17 protein-coding genes and 1 riboswitch are annotated in these 16310 nt (G+C 46.9%); of the genes, 13 read left to right on the forward strand and 4 right to left on the reverse strand.

What is annotated here, in order from left to right:
• Positions 1-48 precede the first annotated feature (48 nt).
• From P22_RS11975 to P22_RS11985, 3 genes are all read right to left on the reverse strand, one after another.
• Complete coding sequence (locus tag P22_RS11975) at positions 49-867, reverse strand: MetQ/NlpA family ABC transporter substrate-binding protein (protein ID WP_054260474.1); 819 nt, start codon at positions 865-867, stop codon at positions 49-51.
• Between the two features lie 70 nt (positions 868-937).
• The gene (locus P22_RS11980) at positions 938-1591 is read right to left on the reverse strand and encodes a methionine ABC transporter permease (protein ID WP_054260475.1); all 654 of its coding nucleotides are present in this window, start codon (positions 1589-1591) and stop codon (positions 938-940) included.
• Positions 1560-2618, reverse strand: coding sequence for a methionine ABC transporter ATP-binding protein (locus P22_RS11985; protein WP_054260476.1), 1059 nt, complete (start codon positions 2616-2618; stop codon positions 1560-1562). The genes P22_RS11980 and P22_RS11985 overlap by 32 nt, the downstream gene beginning before the upstream one ends.
• A gap of 75 nt (positions 2619-2693) precedes the next feature.
• Positions 2694-2798, reverse strand: a riboswitch (SAM riboswitch).
• A 197-nt stretch (positions 2799-2995) separates the two neighbouring features.
• Between P22_RS11985 and P22_RS11990 the strand changes: the two genes are divergently transcribed.
• The 3 genes from P22_RS11990 to P22_RS12000 are packed head-to-tail and all read left to right on the forward strand — an operon-like array spanning position 2996 to position 5079.
• Complete coding sequence (locus tag P22_RS11990) at positions 2996-3328, forward strand: YerC/YecD family TrpR-related protein (RefSeq protein WP_054260477.1); 333 nt, start codon at positions 2996-2998, stop codon at positions 3326-3328.
• Between the two features lie 21 nt (positions 3329-3349).
• Entirely contained in the window at positions 3350-4534 is a 1185-nt protein-coding gene (hisZ, locus tag P22_RS11995) for an ATP phosphoribosyltransferase regulatory subunit (RefSeq protein ID WP_082378477.1), read from the forward strand.
• A 20-nt stretch (positions 4535-4554) separates the two neighbouring features.
• Positions 4555-5079: an HD domain-containing protein gene (locus P22_RS12000; RefSeq protein ID WP_054260479.1), complete on the forward strand. Its 525-nt coding sequence runs from the start codon at positions 4555-4557 to the stop codon at positions 5077-5079.
• 8 nt (positions 5080-5087) lie between these two features.
• On the opposite strand, the gene P22_RS12005 is transcribed toward P22_RS12000, so the two are convergent.
• Positions 5088-6038, reverse strand: coding sequence for a D-2-hydroxyacid dehydrogenase (locus P22_RS12005; protein WP_054260480.1), 951 nt, complete (start codon positions 6036-6038; stop codon positions 5088-5090).
• A 195-nt stretch (positions 6039-6233) separates the two neighbouring features.
• Between P22_RS12005 and hisG the strand changes: the two genes are divergently transcribed.
• The 10 genes from hisG to ptsP all read left to right on the forward strand — a co-directional run bounded on the left by hisG (position 6234) and on the right by ptsP (position 16300).
• The gene (gene hisG / locus P22_RS12010; protein ID WP_054260481.1) at positions 6234-6899 is read left to right on the forward strand and encodes an ATP phosphoribosyltransferase; all 666 of its coding nucleotides are present in this window, start codon (positions 6234-6236) and stop codon (positions 6897-6899) included.
• Complete coding sequence (gene hisD / locus P22_RS12015) at positions 6896-8236, forward strand: histidinol dehydrogenase (RefSeq protein WP_054260482.1); 1341 nt, start codon at positions 6896-6898, stop codon at positions 8234-8236. The genes hisG and hisD overlap by 4 nt, the downstream gene beginning before the upstream one ends.
• A 36-nt stretch (positions 8237-8272) precedes the next feature.
• Complete coding sequence (gene hisB / locus P22_RS12020; RefSeq protein ID WP_054260483.1) at positions 8273-8857, forward strand: imidazoleglycerol-phosphate dehydratase HisB; 585 nt, start codon at positions 8273-8275, stop codon at positions 8855-8857.
• A 19-nt stretch (positions 8858-8876) separates the two neighbouring features.
• A complete protein-coding gene (gene hisH / locus P22_RS12025) occupies positions 8877-9485 on the forward strand; it encodes an imidazole glycerol phosphate synthase subunit HisH (protein WP_054260484.1) in 609 nt (202 codons plus the stop codon).
• 192 nt (positions 9486-9677) lie between these two features.
• Complete coding sequence (gene hisA / locus P22_RS12030) at positions 9678-10406, forward strand: 1-(5-phosphoribosyl)-5-[(5-phosphoribosylamino)methylideneamino]imidazole-4-carboxamide isomerase (protein ID WP_054260485.1); 729 nt, start codon at positions 9678-9680, stop codon at positions 10404-10406.
• Between the two features lie 4 nt (positions 10407-10410).
• A complete protein-coding gene (hisF, locus tag P22_RS12035) occupies positions 10411-11169 on the forward strand; it encodes an imidazole glycerol phosphate synthase subunit HisF (protein ID WP_054260486.1) in 759 nt (252 codons plus the stop codon).
• Positions 11166-11822: a bifunctional phosphoribosyl-AMP cyclohydrolase/phosphoribosyl-ATP diphosphatase HisIE gene (gene hisIE, locus P22_RS12040; RefSeq protein ID WP_054260487.1), complete on the forward strand. Its 657-nt coding sequence runs from the start codon at positions 11166-11168 to the stop codon at positions 11820-11822. The genes hisF and hisIE overlap by 4 nt, the downstream gene beginning before the upstream one ends.
• 185 nt (positions 11823-12007) lie before the next feature.
• The gene (locus P22_RS12045) at positions 12008-14062 is read left to right on the forward strand and encodes a sigma 54-interacting transcriptional regulator (protein ID WP_054260488.1); all 2055 of its coding nucleotides are present in this window, start codon (positions 12008-12010) and stop codon (positions 14060-14062) included.
• A gap of 213 nt (positions 14063-14275) precedes the next feature.
• Positions 14276-14539: an HPr family phosphocarrier protein gene (locus P22_RS12050; protein ID WP_054260489.1), complete on the forward strand. Its 264-nt coding sequence runs from the start codon at positions 14276-14278 to the stop codon at positions 14537-14539.
• A 39-nt stretch (positions 14540-14578) separates the two neighbouring features.
• Entirely contained in the window at positions 14579-16300 is a 1722-nt protein-coding gene (gene ptsP, locus P22_RS12055; RefSeq protein WP_054260490.1) for a phosphoenolpyruvate--protein phosphotransferase, read from the forward strand.
• Positions 16301-16310 lie beyond the last annotated feature (10 nt).

A 16310-nucleotide genomic window follows, 5' to 3' on the forward strand; every position in this document is an offset into this window, starting at 1 on the left:
AAAAAGTTTAATGACTGAATGGGAGCCGTTATTAAGTAGAAGAGGTTACTAAAAAGCAGGAACAACTGCCCCTTGAAATTTATCATTGATAAATTTCTTAACTTCTTCTGATGTTAAGGCTTTTACCAGTTTCTGAATTTCCGGGCGATTTTCATCTCCCTTACGAACAACCAAAATGTTAACATAAGGAGAATCCTTCTGTTCGATAAACAGGGCATCCTTGGTTGGAACTAATTTGGCTTCCAAAGCATAGTTCGTGTTGATCACGGCTATCGCCACATCATCCAAAGCACGGGGAAGCTGTGGAGCTTCGAGTTCAGTTACTTTCAGGTTTTTCGGATTGTCAACAATATCCTTGGCAGTAGCGTTAATACCCACGCCTTCTTTTAACTTAAGAACACCGGCTTTTTCCAGTAAGGCCAGAGCACGCCCGCCGTTGGTAGGATCATTGGGAATGGCTACTTGCGCACCGTCAGTCAGGTCATTCAGGCTTTTAATTTTTTTGGAGTAGACGCCCATGGGCTCAATATGGACACCGGCTACGTTGGCAAGCTGCAAATTGTGTTCGGCACTAAATTTTTCTAAGTAAGGGGTGTGCTGGAAGAAATTTGCATCCAGTTCCTTTTCAGCGACAGCCATGTTGGGCCGCACGTAATCATTCATTTCAACAATTTGCAAATCAATGCCTTCTTTTTCCAACAGCGGTTTTACCACTTGTAAAATTTCGGCATGCGGTACAGGTGTTGCGGCCACTTTTAGCGTAGTTTTAGCGGCGGTACTGGCTGTTTCTTTGTCGCTGCTGCCGCACCCGGCAAATAATAGCGTTAATGCCAGAAGGGAAAGAAGCAGTAATGCTAGCTTTTTCATAATAAAATCCTCCTAAAGTTTTTATAATATATATTTATATATGGAAAATAAAACCGTAGTTGAGCTGCAATTATTTCTTATTCAGGCGACGGGATAAAAAATCTCCGCCTGATTGAACGATTTGGACCTGGGCGATGAGGATGGCCACCGTGGCCAGCATGATGTCTCCACGGAAGCGCTGGTAGCCATAACGGATAGCTACATCCCCGAGACCGCCGCCGCCAATGGCTCCGGCCATTGCAGAATAACCGATCAAATTGATAATAGTCAGGGTAATGCCGGACACGATAGAAGGAAGTGCCTCCGGAATTAACACTTTGCTGATAATAGCACAGGGAGAGGCTCCCATAGCCTGAGCGGCTTCGATGACTCCGTAATCAACTTCTTTCAGAGCGGTTTCCACAACGCGCCCGACAAAGGGAATTGCGGCAATACTCAGGGGAACAATAGCCGCGTTCGTACCGATGGAAGTGCCGGTCAGCAAGCGGGTTAGCGGAATAATGGCCACCATAAGAATAATAAACGGAGTAGAGCGGGCCGCATTTACAATGCTGCCTAGAATTTGGTTAAGATATCGGTTTTCCAGGATGTGGCCGCGATCGGTAGTAACTAAAACAACCCCGAGAGGGATACCGAATAAGATGGAAATAACCGTGGAAACAGCAACCATATAAGAGGTATCTAATAAGGCCTCAAACAGTAGTGCCAGTATGTCCGGGGACATAGCCAATCACCTCGATTCCTAAATCTTGCGATTTCAAATAGTTCAGAGCGTTGTTCATAGCAGCCTGCCGGCCGGATAATTCGAGGATTAACGTACCAAACGAGGTGTCTTTTATGTGATCAATATTGCCGTATAGAATACTGGCATCAATATCAAAACGGCGGATAAGTCCGGCAATAACCGGTTCTTCGGCTGTCACGCCGATAAAAGATAATCGTATAATGACATTGCTGTTGTCAGATGCATGAGCCGAATAGACCGCATGACGAAACCGTTCAGGCAAATCATGATTCATGATGGTAGCAATAAATTCCCGTGTAGTTGGCGCCTGGGGCTTGGTGAAAATATCCAGTATGGCACCTTGTTCGATGATAATGCCGTTTTCCATGACTGCGACCTGGTCGCAGATTTCTTTAATCACATGCATTTCATGGGTGATCAGAACAATGGTCAGTTTTAATTCCTTATTGATGGTTTTTAAAAGTTCAAGAATAGATTTGGTTGTTTGCGGATCCAGCGCTGAAGTGGCTTCGTCACAAAGCAGTACTTTAGGTTGATTGGCAAGAGCGCGGGCAATACCGACGCGCTGCTTTTGTCCGCCGCTTAGCTGGGACGGATATTGATCGTGTTTTTCGGCTAGTCCGACCAGGGCCAACAGGCGGGTAACTATTGGCCGGATATGCGCTTTGTCATAGCCGGCTAACTCAAGGGGAAAAGCGACATTTTGAAAAACCGTACGGGAAGAAAGCAGATTGAAATGCTGAAAAATCATGCCGATTTTTTTACGGGCTTTTCTAAGATCGGTTTCATTTAATTCCGTTATATTTTGACCGTCCACCATGACGGTGCCGCCAGAAGGGCGTTCCAACATGTTGATACAGCGTATCAGCGTGCTTTTACCGGCACCGCTTTTACCAATGATACCGAAAATCTCGCCTTCTTTAACGGAAAGGGTTACTCCTCGTAAAGCAGGGACTGGTCCGGACTGACTGTGATACGTCTTTGCAATGCCGTCTAATTGAATCATCAGGGATATACCACCTTCCGTGCAAATAAAAAATCTCTCCACAGACGAAGAGACCGGCAGATAAAATCCAGATCACTCTCATCTATCAGGACCTGTGTCCTGGAGGAATTGGCACCGTTCCCGTTTGGATGGTTGCCGCGGCTTCATTGGGCCAGTCCCTCAGCCAACTCTTGATGAAAAGAGATATCATATTTTAGAAAATCGTAGCATTTTTTTGAGTGTGTGTCAAGAGGATTCATATCGCCTGCTTCTTTACAGAAAGAACAAATAAATTTTCACAAAGTAAAGAATGAAAGAAGTAAAGGGAGGAAAAAAGAAACAGGAAGCGAATACTAAATATCAGAGTAGATACAGTCCGGAAAAGGAGTGGAAATATCATGTCGGCTAATCCAAAGCTGAAAGATACACTAACTGATCAGTTATTTCAGGCTATTTTGCGATTGAAGAATGAGGAAGAATGCTATCAGTTCTTTGAAGATATCTGTACGATTGGGGAGCTCAGATCCTTGGCGCAGCGGCTTGAAGTTGCAAGAATGTTGCAGCAGGGATTTACGTATGATGATATTGTGGAAAGAACAGGAGCCAGTACTGCGACAATCAGCAGGGTAAAACGCTGCCTGCATTATGGTGCTGATGGTTACAAACTGATTTTGTCACGTATTACTAAAACGGAAGAGTCCGAAAAAGCTAATCTCAAAACTGAACATTGAAGAATGGAGTGTACCGGATTTATGAAAAAAAATGAATTTGTGCCGCAAATTCCCTATGGAACAAGAGATTTCCTGCCACGGGAAGCAAAATATAAACGCAGTGTCGAAAGCGCTTTGGCAGCATTGTTTGCCAAATGGGGTTATGACGAAGTGATTACTCCCACTTTTGAGTATTTGGAGACACTGGCAGCCGGTACCGGCGATAGTATGGATCAAAACATGTTTAAGTTTTTTGATAAAGATAATCATATCCTGGCATTACGGCCGGATATGACAACTCCCATATCCAGGGTGGCTTCTACCCGGTTAAAGGAAAACAGTCTGCCGCTCCGGCTGTTTTACTTAACCAATGTGTTTCGCTATGAGCAGGCACAGGCCGGCCGGCAATGCGAGTTTTACCAGGCCGGTGTCGAACTGCTTGGAGTGCCGGGCCCGGCAGCCGATGCCGAGGTGATTGCCCTGGCTGTGCAGTCGATGCTGGATGCGGGATTGAGCAATTTTCAGATCAGTATCGGGCAGGTTGAGTTTATTAACGGCATTATGGATGAAAGCCGCTTATCGCTGGACCAGCGGCAGGAAGTAAAATATTGCATGGTCGCCAGGAATCTGGTAGGATTAGGCGAGATTTTAGCAGCGAGCGGACTGGCTGGAGAGGTCCAGGATCTGCTGCGGCAGATTCCGTTGTTGTATGGCAGGGAAGAATTGTTGGAAAAAGCCTATGCCATGGTGAAAAATCCTGTCAGCCGTATGGCACTGGATAATTTGTCGGATATTTACCGCCTGTTAAAGAGTTACGGCGTACAGCAGTACGTTAATTTTGATTTGGGTATTATTCGTGATTTTTCTTACTATACCGGAATGGTGTTTGAAGGCTATACTCCGGGTTTAGGTTTCCCGGTTTGTGGTGGCGGCCGTTATGATCATATGCTGTCCTCTTTTGGGGTCGAATGCCCTTCCACCGGCTTCGCACTGGGTATAGAGCGGATTTTGCTGGCGCTGGAACGCCAGGGAATCTGCATCCCGGCTGATTTTAGAGAATGCTATGTTGGCTGGCGTGAGGGAAAGCTGCAAGAGGCTATTGCAGAAGCAGCAAAGCTGCGGCATAGCGGCCGGTCCGTTGAATTGGCCCTCATTGCCCAGTCAAGGGAAGAGGCGGAAGAAAAGCAGTTAAAACATGGTTGTAAACAACTAATCTACATTGAGTAGCAGGAGAAGGTAGAGCCAGTATGCTGAGCCGAATCAGACAGGTCATGTCCGCTTTAACTGCCCGGATCGGTGCGGAAGAAAGGCAGTGGATAAATCAATATCTGACAGTAAATGAACAGCAGCTCTTTTGGGGTATGAGTGTAGCCGATCAGCGCCATGCTTTGAATGTAGCTTATTCGGCCTTACGACTGGCAGAGTCCAACGCCGTGTCCGTTACTCTTTTGTTACGGTGCGCTTTGTTGCATGATGTGGGGAAGGTAAGCGGTGATATCAGCACTATTGATAAAATTATTGCGGTGCTGGTCAGCTCCTTTGTCCCGGAATGGGCACAAAGCTGGGGAAAGCCGGGGAAAGGCAGCCGCTATCAGAATCTGCGGCATGCTTTTTACGTCCATTTTTATCATCCGCAGCGGTCAGCACAGCTTTTGACTGATGCCGGAACAGAGGCGCGGATTATTGATATTGTTCAAAAACATCATAAAACTCCGGCGGGTGATGACCCGCCGGAGCTTATTATTCTGCGTAAAGCTGATGCAGCCAACTAACGGCACAGTTAATATCCCTTCTGTTTGTCGACAACATTCAGCATTTCATTATACCGGGGAAACCTTGTTAAGTTGTCGGCAAACAGCGGGATGGCCCGATCAAGATAGCTGGGAGATAAACCGGCCAAATGAGGTGTGATGATGACATTAGGCATATTCCATAATGCGGAGGTTTCCGGCAGGGGCTCCTCGCTTACAACATCCAGTCCGGCCCCTTTAATAAGACCCTGCTGCAAAGCGCTTATCAAATCCTTTTCATTGACAACACCGCCACGCGCTATATTAATGAAATACGCCGATCTTTTCATCGCCGTAAAATGTTCCAGGTCGAACAACCCTGCGGTTTCTTCGGTCAGTGGCAGCGCGACAACGACAAAGTCAGAGACGGACAGCATTTCTTTAAGCTGCTGTGGTGCATATAAGGTGTCTACAAAGAGTTCTGTTGTCATTTCGCGTTTGGAAGCCGTAACATGCATACCCAGCGCTTTGGCCTTTTTGGCAATTTCTCTTCCGATATTTCCGAGACCGACAATTCCAATGGTTTTTTCATGTACTTCATCCACAAAAACTCGTTTCCATTTGTGTTCCTGTTGCTGGCGCAGGAGCGGGTACAAGCCTCTGGTAAAGGCAAGGATGAGGGCCAGCACATGTTCGGATATCGGAATGCCATGAATACCTTTCGAATTAGTCAATACCGTGCTGCCGGACAGCATTTCGGGAAAAAGGAAGTTTTCTACACCGGCACTCAGAGCATGAACCCATTGGAGTTTGGGTGCGGATAAATAAAGCGGGCGAATATCCTGGTGACCCCAGGCTACGAGAATGTCAGCAGTGGCAATATGCTGTGTAGCTGTATCCATGTCGGCAGTAATGATTGTGCTGTTGGGAGAAATATCGCGGATGGCTGCGATATGGTGTTTTTTTAGCGGGTTTAAAACCAGAATGGTATAATCGGGCATCAAAAGACCCCCCTTTTCTAAAAATAGTATCAATAAAAGATATTCGACATATGCATAACAAAATCCTATGCAAATTAAGACATAAGAGTTAAGAAGCAATTTATGGAGAATTAGGGTTGACGACGGCAAGAATAAGATGCTAATATATTAGCATATTAGTACTTTAAATAACTAAAGCATATAGGGGGACACCGTATGACGTCCAGCGATATGAATTACCTGACAGTAGCCTTGCCGAAGGGCAAATTGTTTGACTATTCGGCAAGGATGCTGGCTGAATTAGGCTATACCGCCGAGGGGTTAAGCGAAAAGTCACGCAAGCTTGTCATTGTTAATGAAACCAAAAAAATAAAATTTATTATTACCAAAACCGCCGATTTACCCACGTATGTCGAGTATGGGGCTGCCGATATCGGCATTATCGGCAAAGATGTTTTGCTTGAAGAAGAAAAAAATGTTTATGAGTTGCTGGATTTGCAATTCGGTTATTGCCGTCTGATGGTCGCCGTCCCGCAGGCTTTGCAGCAGGATAGTTTCAGTGATTATGCCCATATGCGTGTGGCAACTAAATTTCCTAAGATTGCCGAACGTTTTTTTCGTAGTAAGGGGATTCAGATGGAAATTATTAAATTGAATGGCTCAATAGAACTTGCGCCTATGGTGGGATTGGCAGAAATGATTGTCGATATTGTGGAAACAGGCAGAACCTTAAAAGAAAATCAGTTAATTGAAGTAGCGCAGATTGCGCCTGCCACGGCACGTTTGATTGCCAACCGGGTGAGTTTTAAAATGAAGTTTGACCGTATTCACCAGTTAACGGAAGAACTTAAGAACCTTCTTGGCAGGGGGGAGGAGCGATGAGGACAGTTATTGCCGGCGAGATGACAAAAGATGAGATGACGGCTTTGCTGACAAAACCTGCATTTGACCAGCTGGAGTTAGGAGAGAAGGCCAAAAGGCGTATTCAAGAAACATTTGGGCGTGACATGACGGCTTCGCAGGTAGTGGAGGTCATCGTTAATGAAATCCGGCATCAGGGGGATGCAGCTCTCTTTAAGTATATACAACAGATCGACGGCGTTGCTTTTACCGCCGCCACCATCGAGGTAAAACCGGCGGAAGTGGAAAACGCCTATCAAAAGGTGGATCGGGATACGCTTCAATCACTGCGGCGCGCCGCTCAGAATGTACGTAAGTTCCATACTGAGCAGTTGCCTAAAACCTGGCTTACACAACGTGAGCACGGTGCAATGCTGGGACAAAAATGTTTGCCGCTTGAGCGTGTCGGCATTTATGTTCCGGGGGGGACGGCTGCCTACCCTTCCTCGGTTATTATGAATGCGGTACCGGCTACAGTAGCAGGGGTAACGGAAATTATCATGGTGGTGCCGCCTGATCGTGACGGGTGTGTAAATCCGTATTATCTGGTGGCAGCCCGGGAAGCCGGCGTATCCAGGATTTTTAAAGTCGGTGGTGCTCAGGCGGTCGCTGCACTGGCTTTTGGTACGGAGACCATACCGAAAGTTGATAAAATTACAGGACCTGGCAATATCTTTGTCACGTTAGCCAAGAAAGCGGTTTACGGGTATTGTGATATTGATATGCTGGCCGGGCCGAGTGAAATTTTAATTATTGCCGATGAAACGGCAGACCCGGACTATGTTGCCGCCGATATGCTTAGTCAGGCCGAACATGATGTGTTGGCCTCCAGCATTCTAATAACCAATAGTCACGGACTGGCGGAAAAAGCAGCTGAGGCCGTAAAAAAACAGGTAATACAATTGCCGCGTCGTGACATTGTTGAGGAAGCCTTGTTAAAAAACGCCTTGATTATTGTTACCGGTACGATCCGGGAGGCTGTGGAACTCGCCAATATTTCGGCACCGGAACATTTGGAATTGATGACTGCCGAACCTTTTGCCCTGTTGCCTTATATAAAAAATGCCGGAGCTGTTTTTCTGGGGGCTTATTCGCCGGAACCTCTGGGTGATTATTTTGCCGGTCCTAATCACGTTCTGCCTACCGGAGGTACCGCCCGGTTTTACTCCGTATTAAATGTGGAAACATTTATGAAGAAAACCAGCATTATTGCCTATACCCAGGAGGCACTGCACCAGGTAAGCCAGGATATTATCCGCTTGGCGCATACCGAAGGACTGGAAGCGCATGCCAATGCAGTCAGGGTCCGGGACCGGTGAGAAGCTTACAACAAGAAGGTACAAGGAGGTTATGCTATGCGTACAGCGACAGTAGCGCGTAATACAGCGGAGACCGCTATTACAGCAGCGGTCAATATTGATGGGACCGGTCAGGCGGATATTGTCACCGGTATAGGATTTTTTGATCACATGTTGAACTTGTGGACCAGGCACGGATTGTTTGATTTAACGCTTACGGTTCAAGGTGACCTGGAAGTAGACGGGCATCATTCGGTAGAAGATGCCGGGATTGTTTTGGGGCAGGCCCTGCTAAAGGCCCTGGGCGATAAGGCAGGCATCAAACGCTATGGTACGGTTTTTGTTCCCATGGATGAAACGCTGGCGATGGTTTCGCTGGATATCAGCGGCCGTCCCTACCTGGTGTATGAGGTGGCCTTGCCGCCGGTGCGCATTGGCGAATTTGACAGCGAATTACTGGAAGAATTTTTGCGTGCGCTGGCCGTTCATGCGGGTCTGACCCTGCATGTGCGCGTTTTATACGGGAAAAATGCCCATCATATTGTGGAAGCGGTTTTCAAAGCACTGGGCCGGGCCTTGGGTGAAGCCACCCGGAAGGATGAACGGATCGTTGGTGTGATGTCCACCAAGGGAATGTTGTAGTTCTAGAGGGGAGAAATGTATGATTGCAATTATTGATTATGGGATGGGCAATCTGTATAGCGTGGAAAAAGCATTTGTTAAACTGGGAACCGAAGTTGCCGTATCCAGCGATCCCCTGGTTATTGCTGCGGCGGAAAAGGTAGTCTTGCCAGGGGTTGGCGCTTTTGGGGACTGTATGGATAATCTGCAGAAATGCCATTTAGTTCCGGTGATTCATAAGGTCATTCAAGAGGGAAAACCTTTTCTGGGTATTTGCCTGGGCCTGCAGGTTTTATTTGAGGGCAGTGAAGAAGATCCGGGAGTAAAAGGATTGGGCGTGTTTCCCGGAATGATCCGGAAAATTGTTGCTCCCGGCATGAAAATTCCCCAAATGGGCTGGAATAGTCTGCTTTACCGCAATTCAACTCCACTATTTGCCGGTCTCCCGGAAACAGCCTATGTATATTTTGTTCATAGTTTTCACGCGGTGCCTGAGAACCCGGAAGTGGTGACTGCGGTAACTGATTACGGCGGTCCGGTAACTGCTGCAGTGGGCCGCGGTAATGTTCAGGCCGTGCAATTTCATCCGGAAAAATCCAGCAGTATTGGCCTTGACTTGCTGCGGAATTTTGTCCAGATGAAGGCCTAGTACCTTGGTCGGATTAAAACTTTGTTTATCTTACGGAGCTTTTTCTCACCCTGCTTTATTGCCGTCGCCGATATGCGCGGCTCCTCCGCCTTGCAGGGCGAAAAATCTCCGCAATCTAACCGGAATTTTCAATCCAAGGTGCTAGCGTTGCAAAAAATGCTGTAGAGTAGTTTTTTATAAGGAGTTGATATTGTGATTATCTTTCCGGCGATTGATATACGTGGTGGTAAATGTGTGCGCTTAACGGAGGGCCGGTTTGACCGGGAGACCGTGTTTGACGATAATCCGCTGGCGGTGGCTGAGCGCTGGGTACAGGAAGGCGCAGAGTATTTGCATCTTGTTGATCTGGATGGTGCTCTGGAAGGAAAGTCTGTGAACCTGGCAATGATTGCCGCTATTGCACAAACGGTTACGGTTCCGGTACAGCTAGGCGGCGGTATCCGCACGCAGGCTGTCATTGAAGACTTGCTTGCAAAGGGCATTTCCCGGGTAATTCTGGGCTCCGTTGCCGTTCGGCAGCCTGAACTGGTAAAAGAGGCCTGCCGCAAGTACGAAGACCGTATTGTCGTAGGCATAGATGCCCGCAACGGACAGGTTGCCGTGGAAGGCTGGGGCGTCAGCGGCGGCATCGAAGCGGAGGAATTAGCGAAAAGAATGGCTGCAGCCGGAGTAAAACGCATTATTTACACGGACATTGCCCGTGACGGGACGTTGACGGGTGTCAATGTTCCGTCCACACGGTCACTGGCGAGAGCCTGCGGTATACCGGTGATTGCTTCGGGTGGTGTCAGCGGCCTAAACGATATCGCAGAGGTAAAAGCAGCAGAAGGTGACGGGATTGAAGGCGTTATTATAGGAAAAGCTCTGTATACAGGAAAATTGACGCTGGCTGAGGCGATCGAAGCGGCACGAGGGGAGTAAACTCATGTATACAAAACGAATCATACCCTGTCTGGATGTGAAAGACGGACGGGTGGTTAAGGGAACCAATTTTGTAGCGCTGCGTGATGCCGGTGATCCGGTGGAATTAGCCAAGGTATATGACCGCGAGTTTGCCGATGAACTGGTCTTTTTAGATATAACGGCTTCCCATGAGGAGCGCAATACGATGGTCCAGGTTGTTGAAAATACGGCGGCGCAGGTGTTCATTCCCTTTACCGTTGGCGGTGGTATCCGGACGGCTGATGATATCCGCAAAATGTTAAAAGCCGGTGCGGATAAGGTATCCCTGAACACGGCTGCCGTGAAAAATCCTGAATTGATTGCGGAAGGGGCCAGGCGCTTTGGACGGCAGTGCATCGTGCTTGCCGTAGATGCCAGAAGCATAAGCGAAGATAACTGGGAAGTCTATGTTAACGGCGGCAGAACTCCTACCGGTATAGATGTTCTGGAATGGGTCAAGAAGGGGACTGAGCTCGGTGCGGGGGAAATTTTGCTTACCAGTATGGATAAGGACGGAACCAGGGATGGTTATGACATTCCCTTGACCAGAGCGGTCTCGCAGTCTGTTGACGTACCGGTTATTGCCTCCGGCGGAGCCGGTGAACTTGAGCATTTTTTCGAGGTATTAACTGCAGGACAGGCGGACGCCGTGCTGGCAGCATCGGTATTCCATTATGGGCAGTTTACCATACGGCAGGTTAAAGAATACCTCAAATCCAAAGGTGTGGAGGTTAGGTTATGATGACTATCGGCAATATAAATTTTAATGAACAAGGACTGGTACCCGCCATTATTCAGGATGAAAAAACAAATGCAGTGCTTATGCTGGCCTATATGAATCAAGAGGCAATTCAAAAGACTGCTGAAAGCGGGGTAACCTGGTTTTACAGCCGCAGCCGCAAGCGGCTGTGGCAAAAAGGCGAAACTTCCGGACATATCCAAAAAGTGCGGGAAATTTATTATGATTGTGATGCCGACACCTTGCTGCTCAAAGTGGAACAGGTAGGTGCCGCCTGCCATGAGGGCACCTACTCCTGCTTTAGCCGTAAGCTGGGAAACGGCCAATGGCAGGCCGAGCCGGTTGTGGATGCGGAAAAAGTTTACAGCCAGTCAGTTTCTTCCATACTTTACGAATTATATGATGTGATTATGGACCGCAAGCTAAATCCGAAGGAAGGTTCCTACACCAACTATTTGTTTACCAAAGGACAGGATAAGATCTTGAAAAAAGTCGGCGAAGAGTGTGCTGAAACAATAATCGGTTCGAAAAACAACAGCAAAGAAGAGATTTTGTATGAGATGGCTGATCTTTGGTATCATTGTCTGGTATTGCTCGGCTATCATAATATCAGTCCGGGCGAACTTCTGGCCGAACTACAAAAAAGAAGAAAATAAAGGACCGGTAAAGTGCGGACATATTAAAAAATCCGCACTTTTTATGTAGCATTACTTACCGGAATTTGTTTAGAGGAAAGCGGGAAATGTTGTCGAAATTACACCTTTAGCGATTGTAATTCGCCGACAGTTTTTTTGCCGGGAGAATAATAAAAACAAACTGCGGCGGATGGGAGGTGGAGCCTTTGCGTATAATAAAGAAAGCGGTCATCAGGCATAAAAACGGGCTTCATGCACGGGTTGCAGCCATGGTCGTACAAAAGTCCTATGAACTTAAAAAAAAATATGACGTCTCATTGTATCTGCACTGTCAGGATCGGGAAAAAGTAACTGCCAGCAGTTTGATGCTGATCGTTTCGCTGAGAATCAAAGAGGGTGATGAGGTTTGGGTATCCGGTGAGGGCGAGCGGTCCGAAACGGCAGTAGGCGAAATGGTGTCCTTTTTGGAAAGTGATTTTCCCATGGCGGATTTCCGGACGATTACGCAGGTGGATGACCTTCTCCATGAAAATACATTTACTGCGGAACAGGTTTTTCACTGTATGGCCAACGGTTTGGTGGTAACCGATGAAAATGATATTATCACTATTTTTAATCCGGCGGCGGAACGGATTATGGGTATTGCGGCGATGGAGGCTGTGGGAAAGCCGGCATGCGACGTTATACCGGGTTCACGCATGCATATTGTTAATAAAACCATGGTTCCCGAACTTGGCTGCCGGCAGCTCATCGGCAATTCTATCATTGTCACCAACCGCAGCCCCATCATTGTTAATGGGGAGGCCAAAGGGGTCGTTGCCATCTTTGAAGATATTTCAGCCATGGAAAAGACAGCAGGCGAACTGCGGGAGGTTAAACAACTCAAGGAAAAGCTACAACTGGTTTTAGAGTCGGTACATGACGGAATTTGCGTTTTAGATGAAGAAGGTTTTATTACTTATGTGAATCCGGCGTATTTGCGCATAGTCGGTGAAGAAAGGGAAGATTTGCTTAACCATAGTATTGAGCTGATTTCACCGCAGGGCGCGCGCCATAAAGTACTGGCAACCGGAGAGCAGGTGCTGGGAAGCATTAGTACTAAACCAAACGGGGTAACCATTGTAGCTAACGTCAACCCCATTGTCGTGGACGGAGAGATTGAAGGTGCGGTATCGATTGTCAAAGATGTTTCCGAGGTACAGGGGCTGGTGGAAAAGCTAAACCGGGTTTCGGCCAAGGCAGAATATCTGGAACAGGAGTTATGGCGCATTCGAAGGCCGTCGCGTGCTTTTTCACGGTTTATCGGGAGAAGCGGCAAGGCATTGGATGCTCTGGCAATTGCGGCTAAAGCTGCCGAGGGCTTGTCTACAGTGCTGATCCGCGGTGAGAGCGGAACGGGAAAAGAGTTGGTGGCCGAGGGAATTCATTGTTCCAGCTCGCGTTTGAGCGGACCGTTTATCCGGGTGAATTGTGCGGCTATTCCGGCCACATTACTGGAAAGCGAACTGTTTGGCCATGAAAAAGGAGCGTTTACCGGAGCGATTAAGAAAAAACTGGGAAAATTTGAGTTAGCCAATAAGGGGACTATTTTCCTTGACGAAATCGGTGAAATGGAAAAAAGCATGCAGGCCAAGCTGCTCAGGGTGATTCAGGATAAAGAAATTGAACGGGTTGGCGGTGAGGAAACTTTTAAGGTGGATGTTCGGATTATTGCCGCAACCAATCGAAATCTGGAAGAAATGGTAGCCGATGGAGAATTTCGTGAAGATTTGTATTACCGTTTGAATGTTATTCCCATCTTCTTACCGTCACTACGGGAACGAAAAGAAGATATTCCGATGTTGGTCGAGCATTTTATTAATAAAGTAAATGGTGAGTTATATAAAGACATAAAAGGAATTAAACAGGAGGCGCTTGATATACTGCTGCAATACCGCTGGCCGGGAAATGTAAGGGAATTGGAGAATGTCATTGAACGGGCAGTGACGCTGACTGACGGCCAATATATCGAAAGCCGTGACTTGCCGTTATATGTAAGGGAAACAGGTTCTTCGCAAATTGTACCGATTGATGGCCGGGAGATAGCGGACACCATTCTCCCCTGGGCAGAGTATGAGAAACATATTATCCAAAAAGCCCTGAAAAAGTATGGAAGTTATAATGCTGCTGCCAAAGTGTTAGGACTCACCCATAAAACTGTGGCGGCTAAAGCGCAGAAATACGGTATTGAAAAAAATGTATTTTGGGAAAAAAGGATATAGTGTGGTAAAAAATATCAAGACGATTTTAGAAGGTTGATACTTTTTACCAATGATGAAATAGGAATTTAGTCCTAGGCTATAAAAATAAGGCTTTAAATAATTGGCATGGATTTTGCATGTAGTATTGGAGTGGCGAGAGGGAGGATAGGGAAAAACACTCTCTCAGCATTATCCGCTAACGCTAAATATTTTATAAAAGGAGAAATGATAATCATGGTTGAATCAAAAATGACAATTAATAATCCTGCAGGGTTGCATGCCAGACCGGCTGCACAATTTGTAAAAACAGCTTCCAGCTTTAAGAGCAAAGTAAAAATTGCAGCTAACAGCAAAACTGCTGATGGAAAAAGCATTTTATCCGTTATGGCTATGGGGGTAACCAAGGGAACTACCATTACCGTATCGGTTGACGGTGCTGATGAAAAAGAATGTTTGGCTGCATTAAAAAAATTAGTTGACAGCAATTTTGGTGAATAATCATTCCCGATAATTATTATCTGAAAGGCAGGTCTGGTTGTGGCAAAGGTCTTACATGGTAAAGGTGTAGTAACAGGCGTTGCAGTTGGTCAGGCGAAAGTATTAGCGACTGACTTATCCGCGTATCTTGATAGTTATGCTGCGGGTACTCCTGCTGAAGAAATCGAAAAATTGAAAGCTGCTTTAGCTGTAGCAATAGAAGAAATACAAAAAATTGTCGATAAAGCTAACGGTTCCGGGGAAGAAAGTCAGGCAGCCATTATGGAAGCTCACATTCAGATTCTGAATGACCCTGTCTTCGAAACGAGCATTTTCGACAGAATCAACAAGTCGATGCCGGCACCCCGTGCTATGTTGGCCGCTGGTGATGAATATGCTTCGATGTTTGAAGCCATGAACAATGAGTACTTTAAGGAACGGGCAGCTGATGTCCGGGATGTAAGTAAACGGGTTACCCGGCATATTCTTGGAATCAAGGGTATGGAATTTGGTGATGAACCGGTTATTTTATGCGCATCGGAAATTGAGCCGTCCGTTATGGCGGATATCCCCATTGAAAAAGTGCAGGGGGTCATCCTGGGAACAGGGAGCACAACTTCTCATGCCGTCATTATTGCTAAATCGCGTGGTTTGGTAACTGTTGTCGGTTTGGCGGATTCTTTGGGCGACATTGCTGACGGGGAGCAACTGATTCTTGATGGTTATTCCGGTCAGGTTGTGCTTTCACCCGGTAAAGACCAGCTGGATGAATACATGGCTATGCTGGAAGAACAAAAAGAACAACGTCGCCGTGACCTGGAGAATGTTAAATTGCCGGCTATGACTACCGACGGCGTAAAAGTTCAGCTGGCTGCCAATATTGGCGGTCCTGGCGATATGGATAATTCTTTGAAATTCGGTTGTGAGGGAATCGGCCTGTTCCGTACGGAATTTCTGTTTATGGGACGTGAAAATATACCAACCGAAGAAGAGCAGTTTAACGCTTATAGACAAGTTGCGGAAAAATGCGGTGAGCATATCTGCGTTATCCGTACCATGGATATCGGCGGGGACAAACCCTTGCCTTATCTTCAGGTCGGCGAAGAAGAAAATCCTTTTCTGGGGTACCGGGCTTTACGTATTAGCCTGCAGCGTCCAGATGTATTCATTCCACAGCTAAAAGCGTTATTGCGTGCCGGCCTGTACGGTCGTGTGGCCATTATGCTGCCGATGGTTATCAGTATCAGCGAAATTCGTAGGGCTAAGGCCTTTATTGAACAGGCTAAAGAAGAATTACGCAAGGAAGGCAAAGAATTCTCCGATAAGGTTCCGGTAGGTATCATGATTGAAACACCGGCAGCTGCGGTTACTGCGGATTTACTGGCTAAAGAATGCGATTTCTTTAGCATCGGAACTAACGACTTAGTTCAGTATACGCTGGCCGTTGATCGTGGCAATGTACAGGTAAGCCCGTTATATAATCAATTCCATCCGGCTGTGCTGAAGTTAATTGCCAATACCATCAAAGCAGCGCATGACAATGGCATCTGGGCCGGCATGTGCGGGGAAATGGCCGGTGATCCGCTGGCGACCGCTTTATTGGTGGCTATGGGTATGGACGAACTTAGCATGAGTGCCCCGGCGATTCCTCGTGTGAAAGAAATCGTACGGAAGCTTTCGCTGGAACAGTGCCAACAAATCCTTGATGAAGTGCTGGCGATGAACGATGCTGATGAGGTCAGAGATTTTCTGAGAAAGAAATTTACTGTAAAACGTAAATAGGCTGGAGTAT

This window comes from Propionispora sp. 2/2-37, assembly GCF_001298735.1.
Classification (GTDB): domain Bacteria; phylum Bacillota; class Negativicutes; order Propionisporales; family Propionisporaceae; genus Propionispora.

Excerpts from the sequence above, each read along its gene's own strand:
- hisF (WP_054260486.1), top strand. The coding sequence starts at position 10,411 with ATGTATACAAAACGAATCATACCCTGTCTGGATGTGAAAGACGGACGG.
- P22_RS12000 (WP_054260479.1), top strand. The coding sequence starts at position 4,555 with ATGCTGAGCCGAATCAGACAGGTCATGTCCGCTTTAACTGCCCGGATC.
- hisB (WP_054260483.1), top strand. The coding sequence starts at position 8,273 with ATGCGTACAGCGACAGTAGCGCGTAATACAGCGGAGACCGCTATTACA.
- P22_RS11975 (WP_054260474.1), bottom strand. The coding sequence starts at position 867 with ATGAAAAAGCTAGCATTACTGCTTCTTTCCCTTCTGGCATTAACGCTA.
- hisD (WP_054260482.1), top strand. The coding sequence starts at position 6,896 with ATGAGGACAGTTATTGCCGGCGAGATGACAAAAGATGAGATGACGGCT.
- P22_RS11985 (WP_054260476.1), bottom strand. The coding sequence starts at position 2,618 with ATGATTCAATTAGACGGCATTGCAAAGACGTATCACAGTCAGTCCGGA.
- P22_RS11980 (WP_054260475.1), bottom strand. The coding sequence starts at position 1,591 with ATGTCCCCGGACATACTGGCACTACTGTTTGAGGCCTTATTAGATACC.
- hisZ (WP_082378477.1), top strand. The coding sequence starts at position 3,350 with ATGAAAAAAAATGAATTTGTGCCGCAAATTCCCTATGGAACAAGAGAT.
- P22_RS12050 (WP_054260489.1), top strand. The coding sequence starts at position 14,276 with ATGGTTGAATCAAAAATGACAATTAATAATCCTGCAGGGTTGCATGCC.
- P22_RS12005 (WP_054260480.1), bottom strand. The coding sequence starts at position 6,038 with ATGCCCGATTATACCATTCTGGTTTTAAACCCGCTAAAAAAACACCAT.
- hisH (WP_054260484.1), top strand. The coding sequence starts at position 8,877 with ATGATTGCAATTATTGATTATGGGATGGGCAATCTGTATAGCGTGGAA.
- P22_RS11990 (WP_054260477.1), top strand. The coding sequence starts at position 2,996 with ATGTCGGCTAATCCAAAGCTGAAAGATACACTAACTGATCAGTTATTT.
- hisG (WP_054260481.1), top strand. The coding sequence starts at position 6,234 with ATGACGTCCAGCGATATGAATTACCTGACAGTAGCCTTGCCGAAGGGC.
- hisIE (WP_054260487.1), top strand. The coding sequence starts at position 11,166 with ATGATGACTATCGGCAATATAAATTTTAATGAACAAGGACTGGTACCC.